This window comes from Rubidibacter lacunae KORDI 51-2, assembly GCF_000473895.1.
GTDB lineage: Bacteria > Cyanobacteriota > Cyanobacteriia > Cyanobacteriales > Rubidibacteraceae > Rubidibacter > Rubidibacter lacunae.
Map to the genome: position 1 here is coordinate 88,485 of NZ_ASSJ01000079.1, position 17,012 is coordinate 105,496.

General features: G+C 58.1%; 14 protein-coding genes. 8 read left to right on the top strand and 6 right to left on the bottom strand.

Features of this window, described 5'->3' with window-relative positions; genetic code table 11:
• Positions 1 to 44: 44 nt before the first annotated feature.
• The 3 genes from plsX (at position 45) to fabD (ending at position 3,117) form a co-directional block, all read left to right on the top strand.
• A complete protein-coding gene (gene plsX / locus KR51_RS14470; RefSeq protein WP_022608817.1) occupies positions 45 to 1,097 on the top strand; it encodes a phosphate acyltransferase PlsX in 1,053 nt (350 codons plus the stop codon).
• Positions 1,098 to 1,150: 53 nt separating this feature from the next.
• The gene (locus KR51_RS14475; protein WP_022608818.1) at positions 1,151 to 2,155 is read left to right on the top strand and encodes a beta-ketoacyl-ACP synthase III; all 1,005 of its coding nucleotides are present in this window, start codon (positions 1,151 to 1,153) and stop codon (positions 2,153 to 2,155) included.
• A 74-nt stretch (positions 2,156 to 2,229) separates the two neighbouring features.
• Positions 2,230 to 3,117, top strand: coding sequence for an ACP S-malonyltransferase (fabD, locus tag KR51_RS14480; protein WP_022608819.1), 888 nt, complete (start codon positions 2,230 to 2,232; stop codon positions 3,115 to 3,117).
• Positions 3,118 to 3,441: 324 nt separating this feature from the next.
• Here the strand turns inward: fabD and KR51_RS14485 are convergent, their stop codons facing one another.
• Both KR51_RS14485 and KR51_RS14490 read right to left on the bottom strand, forming a co-directional pair.
• Positions 3,442 to 3,918 (bottom strand): methyltransferase domain-containing protein, encoded by a 477-nt coding sequence (locus KR51_RS14485; protein ID WP_022608821.1) that lies wholly within the window; start codon positions 3,916 to 3,918, stop codon positions 3,442 to 3,444.
• Positions 3,919 to 3,960: 42 nt separating this feature from the next.
• Entirely contained in the window at positions 3,961 to 5,094 is a 1,134-nt protein-coding gene (locus tag KR51_RS14490; protein WP_040656403.1) for a THUMP domain-containing class I SAM-dependent RNA methyltransferase, read from the bottom strand.
• Between the two features lie 641 nt (positions 5,095 to 5,735).
• On the opposite strand from KR51_RS14490, the gene KR51_RS14495 reads away from it, so the two are divergent.
• From KR51_RS14495 to KR51_RS14505, 3 genes are all read left to right on the top strand, one after another.
• Positions 5,736 to 6,221 carry an ATP-dependent zinc protease family protein gene (locus tag KR51_RS14495; RefSeq protein ID WP_040656404.1) on the top strand — a complete coding sequence of 162 codons (486 nt, stop codon included), beginning with the start codon at positions 5,736 to 5,738 and terminating at the stop codon, positions 6,219 to 6,221.
• On the top strand, positions 6,218 to 7,123 hold the full coding sequence (gene rimK, locus KR51_RS14500) for a 30S ribosomal protein S6--L-glutamate ligase (RefSeq protein WP_022608824.1): 906 nt from the start codon (positions 6,218 to 6,220) through the stop codon (positions 7,121 to 7,123). Before KR51_RS14495 ends, rimK begins: the two co-directional genes overlap by 4 nt.
• Before the next feature lie 112 nt (positions 7,124 to 7,235).
• Positions 7,236 to 8,249 carry a succinylglutamate desuccinylase/aspartoacylase family protein gene (locus KR51_RS14505; protein ID WP_084202489.1) on the top strand — a complete coding sequence of 338 codons (1,014 nt, stop codon included), beginning with the start codon at positions 7,236 to 7,238 and terminating at the stop codon, positions 8,247 to 8,249.
• A gap of 1,052 nt (positions 8,250 to 9,301) precedes the next feature.
• Here KR51_RS14505 and KR51_RS14510 read toward each other — a convergent pair.
• From KR51_RS14510 to KR51_RS14520, 3 genes are all read right to left on the bottom strand, one after another.
• Positions 9,302 to 10,213 (bottom strand): Hpt domain-containing protein, encoded by a 912-nt coding sequence (locus tag KR51_RS14510; RefSeq protein WP_040656406.1) that lies wholly within the window; start codon positions 10,211 to 10,213, stop codon positions 9,302 to 9,304.
• 541 nt (positions 10,214 to 10,754) lie between these two features.
• Positions 10,755 to 11,402: an HAD-IA family hydrolase gene (locus KR51_RS14515; RefSeq protein WP_022608829.1), complete on the bottom strand. Its 648-nt coding sequence runs from the start codon at positions 11,400 to 11,402 to the stop codon at positions 10,755 to 10,757.
• Positions 11,403 to 11,404: 2 nt separating this feature from the next.
• Positions 11,405 to 12,610 (bottom strand): NAD(P)/FAD-dependent oxidoreductase, encoded by a 1,206-nt coding sequence (locus tag KR51_RS14520; protein ID WP_022608830.1) that lies wholly within the window; start codon positions 12,608 to 12,610, stop codon positions 11,405 to 11,407.
• A 566-nt stretch (positions 12,611 to 13,176) separates the two neighbouring features.
• Here KR51_RS14520 and psbQ point away from each other — a divergent pair.
• A complete protein-coding gene (psbQ, locus tag KR51_RS14525) occupies positions 13,177 to 13,740 on the top strand; it encodes a photosystem II protein PsbQ (RefSeq protein ID WP_156915134.1) in 564 nt (187 codons plus the stop codon).
• Complete coding sequence (locus tag KR51_RS14530) at positions 13,737 to 14,822, top strand: NAD(P)/FAD-dependent oxidoreductase (RefSeq protein ID WP_022608832.1); 1,086 nt, start codon at positions 13,737 to 13,739, stop codon at positions 14,820 to 14,822. Before psbQ ends, KR51_RS14530 begins: the two co-directional genes overlap by 4 nt.
• Before the next feature lie 53 nt (positions 14,823 to 14,875).
• Here KR51_RS14530 and uvrB read toward each other — a convergent pair whose 3' ends face one another.
• Complete coding sequence (uvrB, locus tag KR51_RS14535) at positions 14,876 to 16,888, bottom strand: excinuclease ABC subunit UvrB (RefSeq protein ID WP_022608833.1); 2,013 nt, start codon at positions 16,886 to 16,888, stop codon at positions 14,876 to 14,878.
• Between the last annotated feature and the right edge of the window lie 124 nt (positions 16,889 to 17,012).

A 17,012-nucleotide genomic window follows, 5' to 3' on the forward strand; every position in this document is an offset into this window, starting at 1 on the left:
ATAAGTGTTTGCACAGTTTCTAGAGGGTTTTGACCCGGTTTACCATGGGTTCGACTCGCGCCAAGATTGCTGTTGACGCGATGGGAGGCGACCGCGCTCCCGAGGAAATTGTTGCCGGAGCGCTACGCGCCACGGAAGAGTTAGATGTAGACGTTTTGCTCGTTGGCGACTGCCCGCGCATGCGCTCGCTGCTCGGAACTCGTGCGGATTCGCCGCACTTAGAGCTCGTCCCGGCTGAAGGCGTGATCGAGATGGACGAGGAGCCACTTGTCGCACTCAAACGCAAGCCCGAGGCGTCCATTAACGTGGCAATGGATTTGGTCAAGCAGCAGCGAGCGGAAGCCGTTGTTTCGGCGGGCCACTCCGGCGCGGCGATGGCAGCTGCACTGTTGCGCTTGGGTCGGATTAAGGGCATCGATCGCCCGGCGATCGGTGCACTGCTCCCCACGATGGTGGCGGGCAAATCGGTCATCGTGCTGGACGTCGGCGCGATCGTCGATTGCCGGCCGAAGTATCTCGAGCAGTTCGCGATTATGGGTACGGTGTACAGCAAGTACGTGCTCGACGTGAACGAGCCGAAAGTCGGCTTGCTCAATATCGGCGAAGAATCGAGTAAAGGGAATGACTTGGCGGCGCGAGCGCACAAGCTGCTAGCGGCTAACGAGCGCATTCCATTTATCGGTAATGCCGAAGGGCGCGACGTCCTCTCGGGAGAGTTCGACGTCATCGTCTGCGACGGCTTTGTCGGCAATATTTTGCTCAAGTTTGCCGAAGCTGTGGGCGAGGTCATGCTGCAGATCGTGCGCGAGGAACTGCCTCAGGGCTTGCGAGGGCAGCTCGGAACGGCGATGCTTAAACCCAACCTGCGCCGCATCAAGCAGCGCATGGATCACGCCGAACACGGTGGTGCCCTCCTGTTCGGCGTTGCCGGTATTTGCGTCATCGGTCACGGCAGTTCGCAGGCGCCGTCGATCTTTAACGCTATCCGCTTTGCCCAAGAGGCAATCGACCATCGGGTATTAGAGCGCATTCGGTCCTACTACTCGAACGATTGCGAGGCAGGAACGGCTACGGTGGCTCGGGCTACAGACGGATGAAACGCAACTTCGACAATAAGGTCGGTCGCGGGCGGTAAGGGAGACTCGAAACCTTGAATCATATTTCGGCAGGCATTGCCTTCACCGGTAGCGGTTCGGCAGCACCGGCGGCGACGCTGGATAACGCGACCCTCAGCCAACGGGTCGAGACTTCGGACGAGTGGATTCACAGCCGCACGGGCATGCGCGATCGTCGAATCGCCGGACCCCAAGAAACGCTGGCCGAGCTGGCTGCCCTTGCGGGCGAGCGGGCTTTGGCGATGGCGGGCATCACTGCTGTCGAGCTAGACTTGATCGTCCTCGCCACTTCGACGCCGGACGACCTGTTCGGAAGTGCAGTCTCGGTGCAGCACGCTCTGGGTGCGACAAGGGCAGTGGCATTCGACTTGACGGCTGCTTGTTCGGGTTTTGTTTTCGGGATGGCAACGGCCGCTCAATTTTTGCGAACTGGGACGTATCGCAACTGTTTGCTCTTGGGCGCAGACGTGCTGTCGCGCTGGGTTGATTGGGACGATCGCCGGACCTGCGTGCTATTTGGCGACGGCGCGGGTGCAGTCGTGATGCAAGCAGTAGAACCGGCGCGCGATCGCTTGTTGGGTTTCGAGCTGCGCAGTGACGGTACGCTCAACCACACGCTAAATCTGGGGTTCGTTGGCGAGGCGCAACCACTGGCAGGCGATCTAACCTACGCAAGTGGATCCTATCGATCGATTTCGATGAACGGTCGTGAGGTATATCGCTTTGCGGTCGAGCGGGTACCGGAAGTAATTTCTAAAGCACTGTTCCGCTCGCAGCTCTTGCCCGAGCAGCTCGACTGGCTGCTCCTCCACCAGGCCAATCAGCGCATTATGGATGCAGTGGCAGCGCGTCTCAAGCTCGCGCCGGAGCAAGTCATCAGCAACATCCCTCGGTACGGCAATACCTCGGCGGCGTCGATTCCCTTGGCACTGGACGAGTACGTGCGCACCGGCAAGGTTACTCCAGGTCACGCGATCGCTGCTGCGGGCTTTGGTGCCGGCCTGACGTGGGGCGCGGCGATTTTCCGCTGGGGACCGTAAGCGGATCGCGTCCCTCGCGCCCGTCAGATGATTTTAAGTCACGTCAACTCTTTGTTTTTTTGACTGCAATACTCATGACCAAAACTGCCTGGGTCTTTCCCGGTCAGGGCTCGCAAGCCCTGGGGATGGACGCCGACCTCACCGAGCTGCTGACCGCGCGCAATCGTTTTGCGATCGCCGAGGAAATTTTGGGTTGGTCGATTCCGGAGCTGTGCCATAGCTCGGAGGAGACCTTAGCACGGACCTTATATACGCAGCCGTGCTTGTACGCGATCGCCTGTATTTTGGCGGACGTGCTGCGCGATCGCGGTCGAGAACCGCAACTGGCCGCCGGCCACAGCCTGGGGGAATACGTGGCGCTTTACGTAGGGCAGGTGTTCGATTTCGCAACGGGCTTGCAGTTGGTCAAGCGGCGGGCGGAGTTAATGGATGCAGCGACTGGCGGTCAGATGGTAGCGCTGATGAAGTTCGATCGCGCGCAGCTAGAGGCAGTCGTGGCACAAACCCCTAACGCTGTCCTCGCCAATGACAACAGCGAACAGCAAGCCGTTATTTCCGGCACGCCCGATGCAGTTGCCGCCGTATTAGAACAAGTCAAGGCACGGCGCGTAATACCACTGAAAGTGTCGGGGGCATTTCATTCGCCGCTGATGGGCGCTGCGGCAGCGGAGTTCGAATCGGCGCTGGAGCCGATTCCGTTCGCCGATGCGAGCGTGCCGGTGCTGTCGAACGTCGATCCGACGCCCGAAAAGGCTGGCCACGTCCTCAAACAGCGCATCATCGCCCAGATGACCGGTCCGGTCCGCTGGCGCGAGATCGTGTTGCGATTGGGTGTAGAGGAAATTACCGACGTCGTGGAAGTGGGACCGGGCAACGTACTAACGGGTTTGCTCAAGCGCACCGATCCCAATATCGCCTTACACAACGCCAGAAGTGCCGCGACCTGCGAGGCGATCGCCTAAGTTCGGAAATCGCTCGCCAGCCATTTGGTTCTCAATTGTGGGAGCAACAACGCCAGTAGAAAGCACGGTCGAATCTATTGCGGACCCGTGACTTTTGCGTCAGTCCTGAACTCAAACGACCATCGATCGCTGGCGCTTTTACGTAGCTCCTGCTGAAGCAAGGTTTGCTGTCAGACTGAATGCTCGAGCAACTCAAATGTCCATCAATAGCTATGGCTTTTGCGTCAGTCCTAAGTTCTGCTCGGGAGCAGAGCTGCAAACCACCTGCGAACCGTTGGCGTTCGCACCGAGGTTGCACGGTGCGCATTCCAGTCGCCTCCCTGTCTAATCCCCAATTGTCCAGAGGTAAAGGGTTGCATCGGCGGTTACGGGCACCACGCGCTCGGGCGGCCAATCGCCCATGTCGAAATCAAGAGACACCACCCGCGCGCCTGGCTGGAGCTGCTGCAGCGCCGAACGCAGCTTCAGATTGTGTAGCGGCATCAGATACAGCGTCACGACGGTTGCCGTGCTGAAGTCGGATGCAAACACGTCTTGCTGATAAAACTGCACGCCCTCGCCGACGCCTGCTAACCTTGCATTTTCCTTTGCCTCCGCCACGCGCTGCGGATTGATGTCTACACCGACCGCACGCGCCCCAAAGCGTTCAGCCGCCGCGATCGCAATGCGACCGTCGCCGCAACCAAGGTCGTAGAGTACGTCATCGGGCCTGACTGCTGCCAAGTCCAGCATTGCCGCGATGACCTCCGGCGGCGTTGTAATAAACACGACGTCGCTCAGGCGATCGGGGATGGCATTCATCGCAATCGGTCGACGCCCGCGCGACAACCGCCTCGATACAGTTCAATACAGTTCGTAGCGTAAAAGGGTACAGCGAAGCGGGCCATTGTAGACGGGTAGTCGCTGCGACGCTCTCAGTCCAATGCATTTGGACAATTCTTTGCTACCCGATAAAACGTATGCCGTCCAACCCGTGAAGCGTTGCTTGAAAATATCGCCGAGCTGTTTGTAAAGTTCGCACAGCTCCTCTTCATCGCCGAGGCGCTTACCATAGGGCGGATTGCAAATCATCACGCCGCGATCTGCAGGGGCGGTCACCTCCGCTAGGTCGCGACACTCAAAGTGAAGGCGATCGCCTAACCCGCAGCGCCGCGCGTTGTCGCGGCACTGCAAGATCGCCTCGGGGTCGAGATCGCTGCCCACAATCGGGGCGGGCAATTCCGACCGTTGCTGCTGGCGCGCTTCAAAAACCAATCGATCCCACAGCTCGGCATCAAAATCCAACCAGCGCTGGAAACCGAACTCTTGGCGGAACAACCCCGGCGCGATGTTGCAGGCGATCGCCCCAGCTTCGAGCAACAGCGTCCCCGACCCGCACATCGGATCCAGTAAGGGCAGCTCCGGCTGCCAGTCGCCAAGTGCGAGCAGTCCGGCGGCAAGGGTTTCCTTCAAGGGTGCGTGCCCCACTGCTGGGCGGTACCCACGCCGGTGTAAGCTCGACCCGGAACTATCCAGGCTGACCGTGCCGCGATCGCCTCGAATATGTAAATGCACCGCCACGTCGGGCTCTTGGGTGTCGATACTCGATCGCTTACCGAATTGTTGGCGCTGGCGATCGACGATTGCGTTTTTCACCTGTAGCGCGCTGAAGTGGGTGTGATTGAGCTGTCGGTTGCTGCCCGTGCAATACACTGCCAGGGTGAGATGCGGGGGTAAATACTCTTCCCAGGAGATCGCGTAAGTTCCTCTGAATAAATCTTGCGCGGAACGACAGGGAAACTCCGCCAGCGGCACTAAGACTCGAAATACCGTCCGCAACCAAAGGTTGGCTTTGTAGAGCGTGGCGCGATCGCCCGTGAATGCAACCCCAGCCACTTCCGGTTGCACGAGCGCTGCCCCTAGCTGCTGCAATTCCCGCGCGGCGATCTCCTCGAGACCGCGTGCCACTGTCGCAAAGTATCGTTGTTTTCCTGTCACGCTATTTTGTTACCACGTTTTCCTGCTGCCACTATCGGTTACGTGCCCGAAACTACCGGCTTTAGCGCGCGCATTATGTCTGCGGCCTGCCGCAGCTGGTCCCCGCCATAAGAAGATTCAGGAAACGACATATCATCGGGCAGGAGAAGGATTTGTAGCTTCTAGGCTTCGAGCTCCGCCGGTGTCGGTTGCGGCTGGTCCGACACGAGCGTAGCGCGTTCTGCAAATCCCTCTGGCAAGAACAATGGTAGCGATCGCTGTGGAAACCCGACGGTAAGAAGGAACTTTATACACTAGTCTCCATTGCAATGAGCTAATGTCACATCTGCTGGCTTTCCAATTCGTTCAAGCCGGGATCGCTCGCCGCTCGACGTTTTCGGCTTGCAAGCGATTTATCTATCCCTAGCTATCCCCGCAATTCTTCGCATTAGCTGCCTATTGGATGGTCCCACGCGAACGATGACGTACTGCATCGTTCGCGTGGGACGGTAGAGCTTGCATGGCAGCCATTGCTAGCGCAATTGCCTGGAAAAAGTCTTGCTGTACTGCCCACTGACCGCACTGGCTCAAACACGATTTAGTGACTTTGTGTCAATTCATCCGTAGGTCTAAAATGACGAAAAACCCTGGTAGCAGTCAACTTGTCCGCACCTCCTCCCTTGCCAACCATCGGCTGGCGCGAACGCTTAGCCCTGCCCGACCTCGGCATTGATATCGTCAAAGCCAAAATCGATACGGGTGCGCGATCGTCGGCGCTCCATGCCTTCGATCTCGAAGAATTTCAACACGACGGTCGGCGATGGGTTCGCTTTAGCGTTCATCCCCAACAGCGCAACACGCATCGGACGATTGTCGCCTCGGCCGAGTTGATCGACATTCGAGCCGTGCGCAGTTCCTCCGGACAAAGCCAGCTAAGACCAGTTATCCAGACTGTTGTAGAATTGGGCGGCAAGCACTGGCCGATCGAGCTGACGCTGACGGACCGAGATGCAATGGGCTTTCGCATATTGCTCGGCCGCCAGGCCATTCGGCGCCGCTTCCTCGTCGATGCGGGACGCTCATTTATCGGTGGCGGACCTAGCGACGCGATCGCTGCCCACCGAGCCGAACGTTCCCAGCCGTCATGAGAATCGCGATTCTGTCACAGGATGCGTCGCTGTATTCCACGCGCCGCCTCAAACAAGCCGGCAAACAGCGCGGTCATGACATCCGAGTTGTGAATTATTTGCGCTGCTACATGAACATCACCTCGCACAAACCAGCGGTGGTGTATCAAGGGCAACCGCTGACCGATATCGATGCCGTAATTCCTCGCATTGGCGCATCGCGGACGTTTTACGGCACGGCAGTTGTACGGCAGTTTGAAGTCATGGGCGTGTTTTCGACCAACGAGTCCCAGGCGATTTCGCGATCGCGCGATAAGCTGCGCTGTTTGCAGATCTTGGCTCGTGAAGGCATCGGCTTGCCCGTCACTGGCTGTGCCCACGCGACGGAAGACATCGACGGATTGATCGAAACCGTGGGCGGCGCACCTTTGGTGATCAAGCTTTTGGAGGGAACGCAAGGCATCGGCGTCGTCCTTGCTGAAACCCGACAGGCGGCAAAGTCGGTCATCGAAGCATTTCGCGGGTTGGATGCGAATATTCTCGTTCAGGAATTCATTGAGGAAGCTAAGGGAGCGGATTTGCGTTGCTTTGTGGTCGGCGGCAAAGTGATTGCGGCGATGAAGCGCCAAGGGGCGGACGGCGAATTCCGCTCGAACCTGCACCGCGGTGGTAAAGCCGAGTCCATCAAGCTAACGCCAGAAGAACGCAGCACGGCGGTGCGGTCGTCAAAAGCAATGGGGTTGCGCGTGGCGGGAGTAGACCTGCTTCGCTCCAACCACGGTCCGGTGGTGATGGAGGTGAATTCGTCGCCTGGATTGGAAGGCATCGAGCAAGCAACCGGCGTAGACGTAGCGGACAAGATTATTGAGTTCGTCGAGAAACAATCCGAACCGAAAAAGACCGCCGATCGCATCCCTTACTAAGATCGCGGCGATCGCTGCTGTTCTCTACCCTGTAACCCTTTTTAGCCCTCCTTACCTGTTGTCATCGAGAGACTAGGAGCCGCGCGTGCAAGAGGCGATCGAAATTGCGGGCATGGCAATCGCGCCAGGAGGTCGAGAGCTCCTGGAGATCCCGGTCACGCGGCTGCCTACGCAAACATCAATCGCACTGCCGGTGACCGTGCTGCACGGTTGCGAACCAGGACCTCGATTATGGCTGAGTGCAGCAATTCACGGCGACGAGATTAACGGCGTCGAGATCGTGCGGCAGGTGCTGGAGCGCGTGCATCCCGAGCAGTTGCGTGGCACGTTGATCGCCGCGCCGATCGTCAACGTCTTCGGCTTCATCGAACAATCGCGTTATTTGCCGGACCGCCGGGACTTGAATCGCTCGTTTCCGGGCTCGCCGGACGGCTCGCTGGCTGCGCGGCTGGCTCATTTATTCATGCGCGAGATTGTCAGCCGCTGTACCCACGGCATCGACTTGCACACAGCATCGGACCACCGCACGAACCTGCCACAGATCCGCGCGAACTTGCACGATCGAGAAACCCGTCGCTGCGCCCTGGCATTCGGCGCGCCAGTTGCAATCCATGCCACCACGCGCGATGGATCGCTACGTCAAGCAGCAGCCAAGCGAGGGATTCCCGTGTTGCTCTTCGAAGGTGGTGAAGCGCTGCGGTTTGATATGACAGCTATTCGCGTTGGCGTTGCAGGTGTATTGCAGGTAATGACAACGTTGGAAATGCTGCCGGCTGCGGAAACCTCCCCCGCGCTCGTCCCCCCGGAGCAACCGCTTTCGACATCGATGCCTCAGGAAGTCTTCCAAACCAAATGGGTGCGTGCTGCCCGCAGCGGGATCCTTCGCCTGGGGGTGCGTTTGGGCGATCGCGTCGAGAAGCGCCAGGTCCTCGGGGTTATTGCCGATGCCTTCGGAGCAACGGCTGCCACGGTCCGTGCGCCTATTGCCGGACTCGCAATCGGGCAGACACTCAACCCGTTGGTAAACCAGGGCGATGCGATTTTACATCTGGCCGTGCTGGGTGCCGATGCGCCGGTCGCGCTTGCCATTGCCCCACAAGGTAAACACGCGCGTAATAGCAGCTAAAGGGGATACAGCCGAAGAACTAGGGCGATGCCGTCCATTCCGGCTATACAGCGTTCATGTCGTCAGCCAGCTACCAGAACCGACTGTAGGTACTGTTGCCATCGCAGTCACCAGTCTCGCCGATAAAGAGATTATCATTGGCAAAATCGTAGATTTTAGTTGATGAAGCACCTCGGTCCCCCCATCCAACCTCTCTCAGCGGGACTACCTCGAAGATGCCCTTATTTTTCAAAGTGCCCTTTACAGATACCCGCAAAGGTTGATAGCAAACATGATATTGAACGTCCTTTTGATAGAAGCCTGAAGTACCAAACTCACTAGCGAAGTTGCATTTGTTGCATTAGAAGCGGTAGCGCCGGTTATCCCTCCAGAAGTCGATTTGTACCTCATCGCCGTGCTGACCAACTCTAAGTTTGAAAACCATGCATGCGTTTGCTGCAATTGCGCGTTGAAGTTTCGTGCCCCTTCCTAGAGAAGGTAATAGAAGCTTTCAATTAGGCAATTCACCCAAGCGCAATTGACCTCCCCGCGCAACGCGGGTTGGTCTGGCGGTATGGCAGGCGGGCGATCTGACCAAACGGGGATCGGCTCTCAGGCAGTTGGCGGTGAAGTTCTGCCACCGTGGTGGGGGACTTGAAAGACCGATGCTGGGAGGGTGCCCGATCGTGAAATCTCGTCATCGGGCTCGACGGCTGCCTTATCAAGCTGTCCCGTCCAGGCAGCAGGTAAAGGGTAGTGAAGCTCAAGATATCGTAGTGCAGAGTTTAGGGAACGCCGCGCAACCCATTGGTTAGCGCGACCAGGAGGAAAAAGCATTTCGCCTGTCTTATTAACAAGGTACGGGTAAGCATGGCGGGCGGGGACGTTTAAGACCAGTGCTAGGTGAAGTATCTGCGGTACCAAAACCAACCACTCGGTAATGTTGTTGCGAGTCTGCGAGTTACGTCAATGACAATTGTCATGGATGGCACGCCAGCTTGTACAGGAACATCCAAGCCATTGCGAGCTGGTCGAATATTCGGACGGCATCAGTAGCTGAAGTAGGGTCGCAACTAACGGCTTGCTACCAGTAGCTGGGCGATCTGGTCGAGCTGCTGTGGATTGAACACCCGGCGCAAGATTTCGGTCGCGCCGTGGGGCTCGACCGGGAGCAATACTTGCTGGACATCAGCAGCACCTAGGCGCTGCAGCGCTTCACTGGGAGCAATTTCGCCGGCCCGCTCGAGTTCCAGTAAGTCACTGCCCCCTTTTAGCTCCTTAATCGCAACCGGAGCTAGGGTACTGTAGCTGTATTGGGGATTGGCCGCAGCGATCTTAATGGCTTGGACGAGGGTAACCCAGCCGCCTTCATTGGTGACAGCCTCGAGGCGATCGCACAAATCCTGCAGGATGCGGCGCCCTTCAGATGTGTCGGCTTGTTTAAATTCAGCCAGCATTTTTCTGAGGAGCGCGCGGATGCGGTTGGCGCGTTCGTCGTTGTTAAGGGGGGCGGTGTTAAGGGTTGCAGCAGCGGCGGGAGCAGGAGTAGCAGCGGGAGCAGGTGCGTCCATCGACCGTTCGAGATACTGCTGCAGCTCGTCGAACTTCGGCTCCGCGGCCTGTACGATGCGCGCGGCCTCCTCAGCTTGTAAGCCCGACGGTTCTTCAAGCTTATCGATGAGTTCCTGGAGGGCATCGAGACCACTGAGAAACAGCGACTCGAGTTGGGAGTCGATGGTGACGCGGTTTTCCTGGAGGAACTTAAACGCGTCTTCGAAACGGTGGGCAGTCTTCTGAATACTGGTATAACCGAGCATACCACCGCCGCCTTTGATTGAATGGGCGGCGCGGAAGAGCTCGTTGACTTCCTCTTGATCGCAAATAACCTCAGAGAGATTGAGCAACCCTTTCTCCAGAGTTGTCAAATGTTCTCGGGCTTCTTCAATGAAATAACCGAGGATTCGCTGTTGGTTTTCGGTACTCACGATTCAATCCCCCGACCGTCATTAATCACTAGTTGGCGATCGCCCTAGGGCATATCTTTTAGTCCGAACTCTAAAACCGGACGATACACCGCTTTGCTGCACCGAGCTTGCTCCAAGGATAGCTGAAAAAGATAACTCGCGGTAGGACTGCAGGGCTACCCTGTCCCTAGTGAAACCAGGAGAAACGCAACCTGATTTCGACGTCACCAAAGTATAAAGATTTCAGAGATCTGGAGCGTTGAGACTCAGCTCTACGTTTTCAATAAACTTCGATTGAGCCGAGCATGTTGCGAAACTTGAGCCGAAGTTTCGAGTATTCATTTGCCCTGTCTGTAATGACCATAAATTCCAACAGTAGGGAAACTTGCGAGAACGTGAGGGCTTTAGCTGGATGTGACAATCCGCAACGGCGATGCCCGGTCTTACCTGCAGTCGAGCTTGGGGCTTGCCTTAAGAATGCCCGAGACCGTCCTGCTGGTCGGCTGATAATGTGCGGTGCTTAAGTTGGCAATAGGTTTGGGCGCGGCAAGCGTGTTTTGCGCTATGACTCTCGCTGCAGCCAGTAGGCGCGGAGTCCTGCTGCCCTTGCACCGAGGTAGTCCTCGCGATAACTATCGCCGACGTGCCAGGCGCGATCGGGCGTTACTTGCTGCGACGCCAAGGCAGCGGCAAAGATACGCGGGTCCGGTTTCGCCGCACCGACCTCCGAGGAACTGGTGATGCTGGAAAAGAGCGGCTTGAGCTCTAGCGCCTCTAGCACTGCATGCAAGCGCGCGTCAAAGTTGGAGACGATTCCAAGGGCAACCCCGCGATCGCGCCAGCGCTCTAGAGCGGGCAACACGTCGGGGTAAAGGAACCAGGCAGCTGGCGTTGCAAAATAATCGAACAAAGATACGAATCTAGCGTCAAAGTCGTCGAACTGCGCGATGGTTCCGTTGGCTGTGAAGGTTGCACGGGCGACATCGCGCCACCATAGGTATTCGTGGCGGGGTAGGGCCTCCGGCAGCACGCCCGGGAAGGCGCAAGGCGGTGCGGCGCGGAAGGCTCGGACGAAATCGGCGTCGAGGGCATCGGGGTCGGCTTCGACGCCGAGTTTGCGAGCGAGGTCGCTGTAGATTTGCCCGACACTTCCGCGCACGCCAAACAGAGTTCCGACGGCATCGAAGAAAATCACATCCGGGTGCTGCATCGCTAGCTTGCCATCAAGTCGAGCATCGGTTGCGTCATCCAGTTCGCACCCACTGCAAATTGATGCTTGAGCGTGGGCATTCGCCCGAGATACACCAAGCGTCGTGAAAGGTATGCTAGCGGACCGTCCAGCTGTACGCCCAGGCCGGAGAGCGCGGCATCGTTCACTCCAAGAACCATCATTTCGCCTAAATGTTGGTAGCGGAACGGAAGTAGCGGCCGGCCGGTTAATGTTGCCCAGAGATTCCACGCACAGTAGTCAGCTTGCTGGATTGCCGCTTGGGCGGTGTGGGGCACTTGCTGTCCGCTCGCGTCGCGACACGTTGCCAAGTCGCCCAAGGCAAAGAGATTTTGGCAAATGGTTTCGCGATCGCGCACTTGTAGGGTTGGCTCTACGAAGAGGCGGCCGAAATCGTCGCGCTCGAACGGCAGAGCAGCAATGAGTTCGGACGCTCTGGTGCCGGTGGTCCACAGGACCAGATCGACGGGAATTTCGTCGCGCTGGCCCTTATAGCTCATCGCGAGCCTATCGGCCGCGATTTCATCGACGCTGGTTTCGAGATCGACCCACACTTGACGCGTGTCGAGTGCTTTGCGTGCTGCCGTGCGATTGAAGTCCGCGGCCGACTGCAGAATTGTATCGCCGCGATCGATGATGCGAATTCGGCCGCGCTCGCGCAGGCGATCGGCAAGCTTGCATGCCACTTCAACCCCGCTGTACCCGCCGCCCACGATCGCAACGCGCACCACATCGCGGTCGGCTTCTTCAAGCTGACGTAGGCGTTCTTCCAAGCGATACGCATCGCCTAGATTCCGGAACGGAATAGCATGTTCCGCCGCACCCGGTACACGATCGAGGCGTGCGGTGCCGCCTAGTGCCAGAACCAACTCGTCCCAGGGCAGGTCCCCGCCATCGCTATGAACCGCGCACTCATTGAGGTCGATGCCAGTAACGGCAGCTTGCAGAAACCGCACGCCCGTATCTGCTAAAACTTCAGAAAACGTCGGCGCAATTTCCCAACTGCGCAGCTCTCCCGTCAGTAGTTCGTAGAGCAGTGGAGAGAACAAAAAGCGATCGCTGCGATCGACTAATACGATTTCGGGCGTGCCGGTGGGTTCCCACGGCAATTGGCTCAGACGGAGTGCGGTGTATAGTCCGCCGAAACCGCCGCCGATGATGCAGATGCGCTTTGTGGAGCTGTCGGTCATGGGAACGAGCCGTACGTTCGGTGCGAGATGCCGGAAACGGTTGCCCGGGCTGTTCATAGGATAGCGTCCGCCGATCGCGGCAGCCTTGTTCCTGTGGCGGTAGAAACCGTCTGGTGAGCGGGCTTGCATCCGGGCCGCTCGGTTGTGCGTGTTGGCTGTCGAGGCGGCCGGGAAATACAGTTAGACGGCAGGGGATTGTCATACTTGTTTGGCGCTCTTGTTTGGCAGTTGCCTCTAACAGTCACCAGGTGGTCTGGCAGTCACGGCAAACCCGCTGTCAAGGGCCCTCGTTTGCATTGCCAGAACGCCCACGCCAGTCCGAAATCGATAATGAGGCAGGCAACGAGCAAAAGGAGAAGGGGTAAGGCAAGATTTGTCATCAGAAACTGAGATAGGGGTGCTACATCTACTAGTCAACCATGTTGTCCAAAATCGTCTGTAAGCTATGCCCTGACTTGGTTGTAACCCACTACTATTTGTAGATCGTTAGGGCGCGAGGACGTCGCGGCTTCAACCGAGCGGCAAGTTCGGCACCCCAACCGTACCTGGAGAGGGGATCGTGCTGCGTGCTGACCGCTATCCTGGCTAGTAGTATCTTGCGCCACCGGTACGGGCAGCCGAACGACAGTTCGCAATCAACTCCTTCAGATGACATTCGAGTCAAGGTCATGCGAAGCCTGCAATCTCTCTTCTCCCTCACCCTAATACTGGTCTCCGTATTTGCAGTCAGCTGCAGCGGCCCGAGCCCTTTGGAACCGCCCACCTACACGTCCGATCAATTACAGTCGATCGCGCTCTATCGCGTGCCGGTTGACACTGCCCGCGATCGCTTCAACGAGCTCAACAAGCTGATTGGTAACCGTAGCTGGGTCGATGTGGACACCTTCATCCACGGACCGCTAGGACTGTTGCGCCGCGATATGAGCGTGCTGACGCGCACCTTGCTACCGGACGATCTAGATGCGGCCAGCGACCTCACCCGCAAGCTGTTCCTTGATTTGGAGCGCTTGGACTTAGCAGTTGACTCGCGGGATTATGCTGCCGCGCGGGGCAACTTCGGTGCAGCAATAGACGACTTAGATGCTTATCTAGACGTGCTGCCTTCGGCACCTACCAAACCGGCGACATGAGCCGCATCGCGATCGTTGGCGGAGGTGTTGTCGGCGCGACGATCGCCTACGAACTGAGCGGCGTTTCGGGATTAGACGTGCAGCTGTTCGAACGCGGGCAGCCGGCTTCTGCTTCAACGTGGGCGGCTCTGGGTTTACTCGTTGCGGTCAGCAGCCGTAAAACGAAGGGGCGCGCCTGGGAATTAAGGGCGGCAAGCCTGCGCCAGTACCCCACGCTGATTGACGAGCTTGAAGCGCTCTCCGGGATGGCGATTCCGGTTAACCGACAGGGATTGATTTCGCTGTGCTATGACGCAGCACGGCTATCCGACTGGGAGCAGCTAGTCGCGTGGCGGCGCGATCGCGGCTGGACGCTGGAGCTGTGGGAACCGCAGGTCGTCCGCTCGCGCTGCCCGCATTTGGATCTAACGGGCGCGATCGCCGGGATTTACTCCCCACAAGACTGGCAGATCGATCCTCAAGCCCTGACGCAGGCTGCGATTGCAGCTGCCGAGCGGCGCGGTGCGACGTGCTACCGAGAAACAACGGTGGAAGCGATCGCCGCTGCCGACGGCACGTGTTCGGCAGTGCACACGACGGCCGGCACCTTCGAGTGCGACTGGTTGGTTATCGCAGCCGGGTTAGGTTCGCTGCCGTTGACGGCCATGCTGGACCAACCGCTAGCGTTGCGACCGGTGCTCGGTCAGGCGATTGAGGTCGTTGCGCCGCACGAGTTAGGCGATCCGGCATTTCAGCCCGTCGTGACGGCCGACGATGTCCATGCCGTGCCGCTGGGCGATCGCCGTTACTGGATTGGGGCGACAGTGGAGTTTCCCGACGCAGCGGGGGCGATCGCGGCGGCACCCGAGCTGTTGGCGCAGATGCAAGCGCGGGCGGTTGCGTTCTGTCCGGAATTGGCAGCGGCGGACATCGTGCGAACCTGGTCTGGATTGCGACCGCGGCCGGAGGGTCGCGCTGCACCCGTCATAGGTCCGCTGGCCGGTTATCGCAACGTGTTGCTAGCAACCGGGCACTATCGCAACGGCATACTGCTCGCTCCAGCCACGGCGCTGGCCGTACGCGCGGCGATCGCTTGCGGTTGAGCTAAGGGGTTTGCCCAATTGGCAATTAATCCAGATCGGGCATCACGCGATACTTACTCGGTGGGTGACGACCGACCGATGAGCTTTCCGCGCAGGTACTTGATGCGATCGCGCAGTTGAGCTGCAGTTTCAAACTCTAGATTCTGCGCAGCTTCTTTCATTTGCCCTTCAAGTACCTCAATCAGCTCGGGGATCTTTTCGAGGGGCAAGTCTTCCGATTCTTCGTAGATTTGTTCGAGCTGTTGTTTATTCAGGCGACGCGAGATATCCAGAAACGCCAAGATCGAATTCGCAGACTTTTTGATAATGGGCTGCGGCGTGATGCCATGTTTCTCGTTGTATGCCATTTGAATCTGACGACGACGCTCGGTTTCCCGAATCGCCTTGTCCATGCTGTCGGTGAGATTGTCGGCATATAAAATTGCCTGCCCGCGCACGTGCCGCGCTGCACGCCCAATGGTTTGGATCAGCGATCGCTCGGCACGCAAAAAACCCTCTTTGTCGGCGTCGAGAATCACGACAAGCGACACTTCCGGCAGATCCAAACCTTCCCGCAACAAGTTGACGCCTACGAGGACGTCGAACTCGCCCTCACGCAAAGCTTGCAAAATTTCAATGCGCTCAATGGAGTGAATCTCCGAGTGCAAATAGCGCACGCGGACTCCGCGCTCGCCGCAGTATTCGGTTAGATCTTCGGCCATGCGCTTGGTGAGCGTCGTAACCAGCGTGCGCTCGCCGCGATCGGCGCGCAGCATAATTTCGCTTAGCAGGTCGTCGATTTGTCCCGTCGTCGGACGCACGGAAATCTCCGGATCGATCACGCCCGTCGGACGAATGATTTGCTCCACGATGCGCTGTTCGGAAACTTCCAGTTCCCAGTTCCCCGGCGTTGCCGAAACGAAGATGCATTGCCTGACTTTATCCCAGAACTCTTCTGACTTGAGCGGCCGGTTGTCAGCAGCACTTGGCAAACGAAACCCGTGCTCGATCAGGATCCGCTTGCGGGCTTGGTCGCCGTTATACATCCCGCGCAATTGCGGCACGGTCACGTGGGATTCATCGACGACCAGCAACCAATCGTCTGGGAAATAGTCGATCAGGCACTCCGGGGGCTCCCCTGCCTCGCGCCCGCTCAGATGCCGGGAGTAGTTTTCAACGCCCTGGCAATATCCAACTTCCTGCAACATTTCTAAGTCGTAACGCGTGCGCTGGCTGATGCGTTGGGCTTCCAAGAGTTTGCCATTGCTCTCGAGTTCGGTGACGCGCTCGTTCAGTTCGTCTGCGATCGCCTGACAGGCTGCTTCGAGTTTTTCCTCGGGCGTGACGAAGTGGCGGGCGGGATAGATGTTCAGTGCATCGAGACTTTGGAGGATTTCACCCGTGACCGGATCGACAAAGCGAATCGCCTCGACTTCGTCCCCAAAGAACTCCACGCGAACAATGCGGTCTTCGTAAGCCGGACCGATTTCGAGCACGTCGCCGCGCACGCGAAAGCGCCCGCGCCCGATTTCCACGTCATTGCGCGCGTACTGAACGTTAGCCAAGTCCCGGAGGATTTGCCGCGGGTCCATTTCCTTACCGACGGCAAACGGAATCGCGGCCTTGAGGTACTCAGACGGAATGCCCAAGCCGTAAATGCAGCTAATCGACGCGACTACGATCGTGTCGCGCCGCTCGAAAAGCGATCGCGTTGCCGAGTGGCGCAGCATATCGATTTCTTCGTTAATCGAAGCGGTTTTTTCGATATAGGTATCGGTAACGGGAATGTAAGCTTCGGGCTGATAATAGTCGTAATAACTGATGAAATATTCGACGGCGTTTGCCGGAAAAAACTCGCGCAGCTCATTGCACAATTGGGCAGCGAGAGTTTTATTGTGAGCGAGCACAAGCGCCGGTCGCCCGAGCTGCGCGATCGTGTTGGCGATCGTGAAGGTTTTACCCGTACCCGTTGCTCCGAGCAGCGTCTGGTAGCGCTCTCCGCCGCCGACAGATTCGACAAGCTGCGCGATCGCTTTCGGCTGGTCGCCTGTCGGCGAGTAAGTGGATTTGAGCAAAAATCCCGACATCGTGGCGCCCAACAAATGTACTATCCACAATTATGCTTATTTTGCCGGGAGACGATCCCGATAAAACCAGACGCGATTGGGACGGCTGGTTCGCGATCGCGTCTGGAGAGCGCGCGCTGCCGGG

Coding starts and splice junctions, on each gene's coding strand:
- uvrB (WP_022608833.1), bottom strand. CDS start 16,888: ATGTCGGGATTTTTGCTCAAATCCACTTACTCGCCGACAGGCGACCAG.
- KR51_RS14530 (WP_022608832.1), top strand. CDS start 13,737: ATGAGCCGCATCGCGATCGTTGGCGGAGGTGTTGTCGGCGCGACGATC.
- KR51_RS14520 (WP_022608830.1), bottom strand. CDS start 12,610: ATGACCGACAGCTCCACAAAGCGCATCTGCATCATCGGCGGCGGTTTC.
- KR51_RS14515 (WP_022608829.1), bottom strand. CDS start 11,402: ATGCAGCACCCGGATGTGATTTTCTTCGATGCCGTCGGAACTCTGTTT.
- plsX (WP_022608817.1), top strand. CDS start 45: ATGGGTTCGACTCGCGCCAAGATTGCTGTTGACGCGATGGGAGGCGAC.
- KR51_RS14505 (WP_084202489.1), top strand. CDS start 7,236: ATGGCAATCGCGCCAGGAGGTCGAGAGCTCCTGGAGATCCCGGTCACG.
- fabD (WP_022608819.1), top strand. CDS start 2,230: ATGACCAAAACTGCCTGGGTCTTTCCCGGTCAGGGCTCGCAAGCCCTG.
- KR51_RS14485 (WP_022608821.1), bottom strand. CDS start 3,918: ATGAATGCCATCCCCGATCGCCTGAGCGACGTCGTGTTTATTACAACG.
- rimK (WP_022608824.1), top strand. CDS start 6,218: ATGAGAATCGCGATTCTGTCACAGGATGCGTCGCTGTATTCCACGCGC.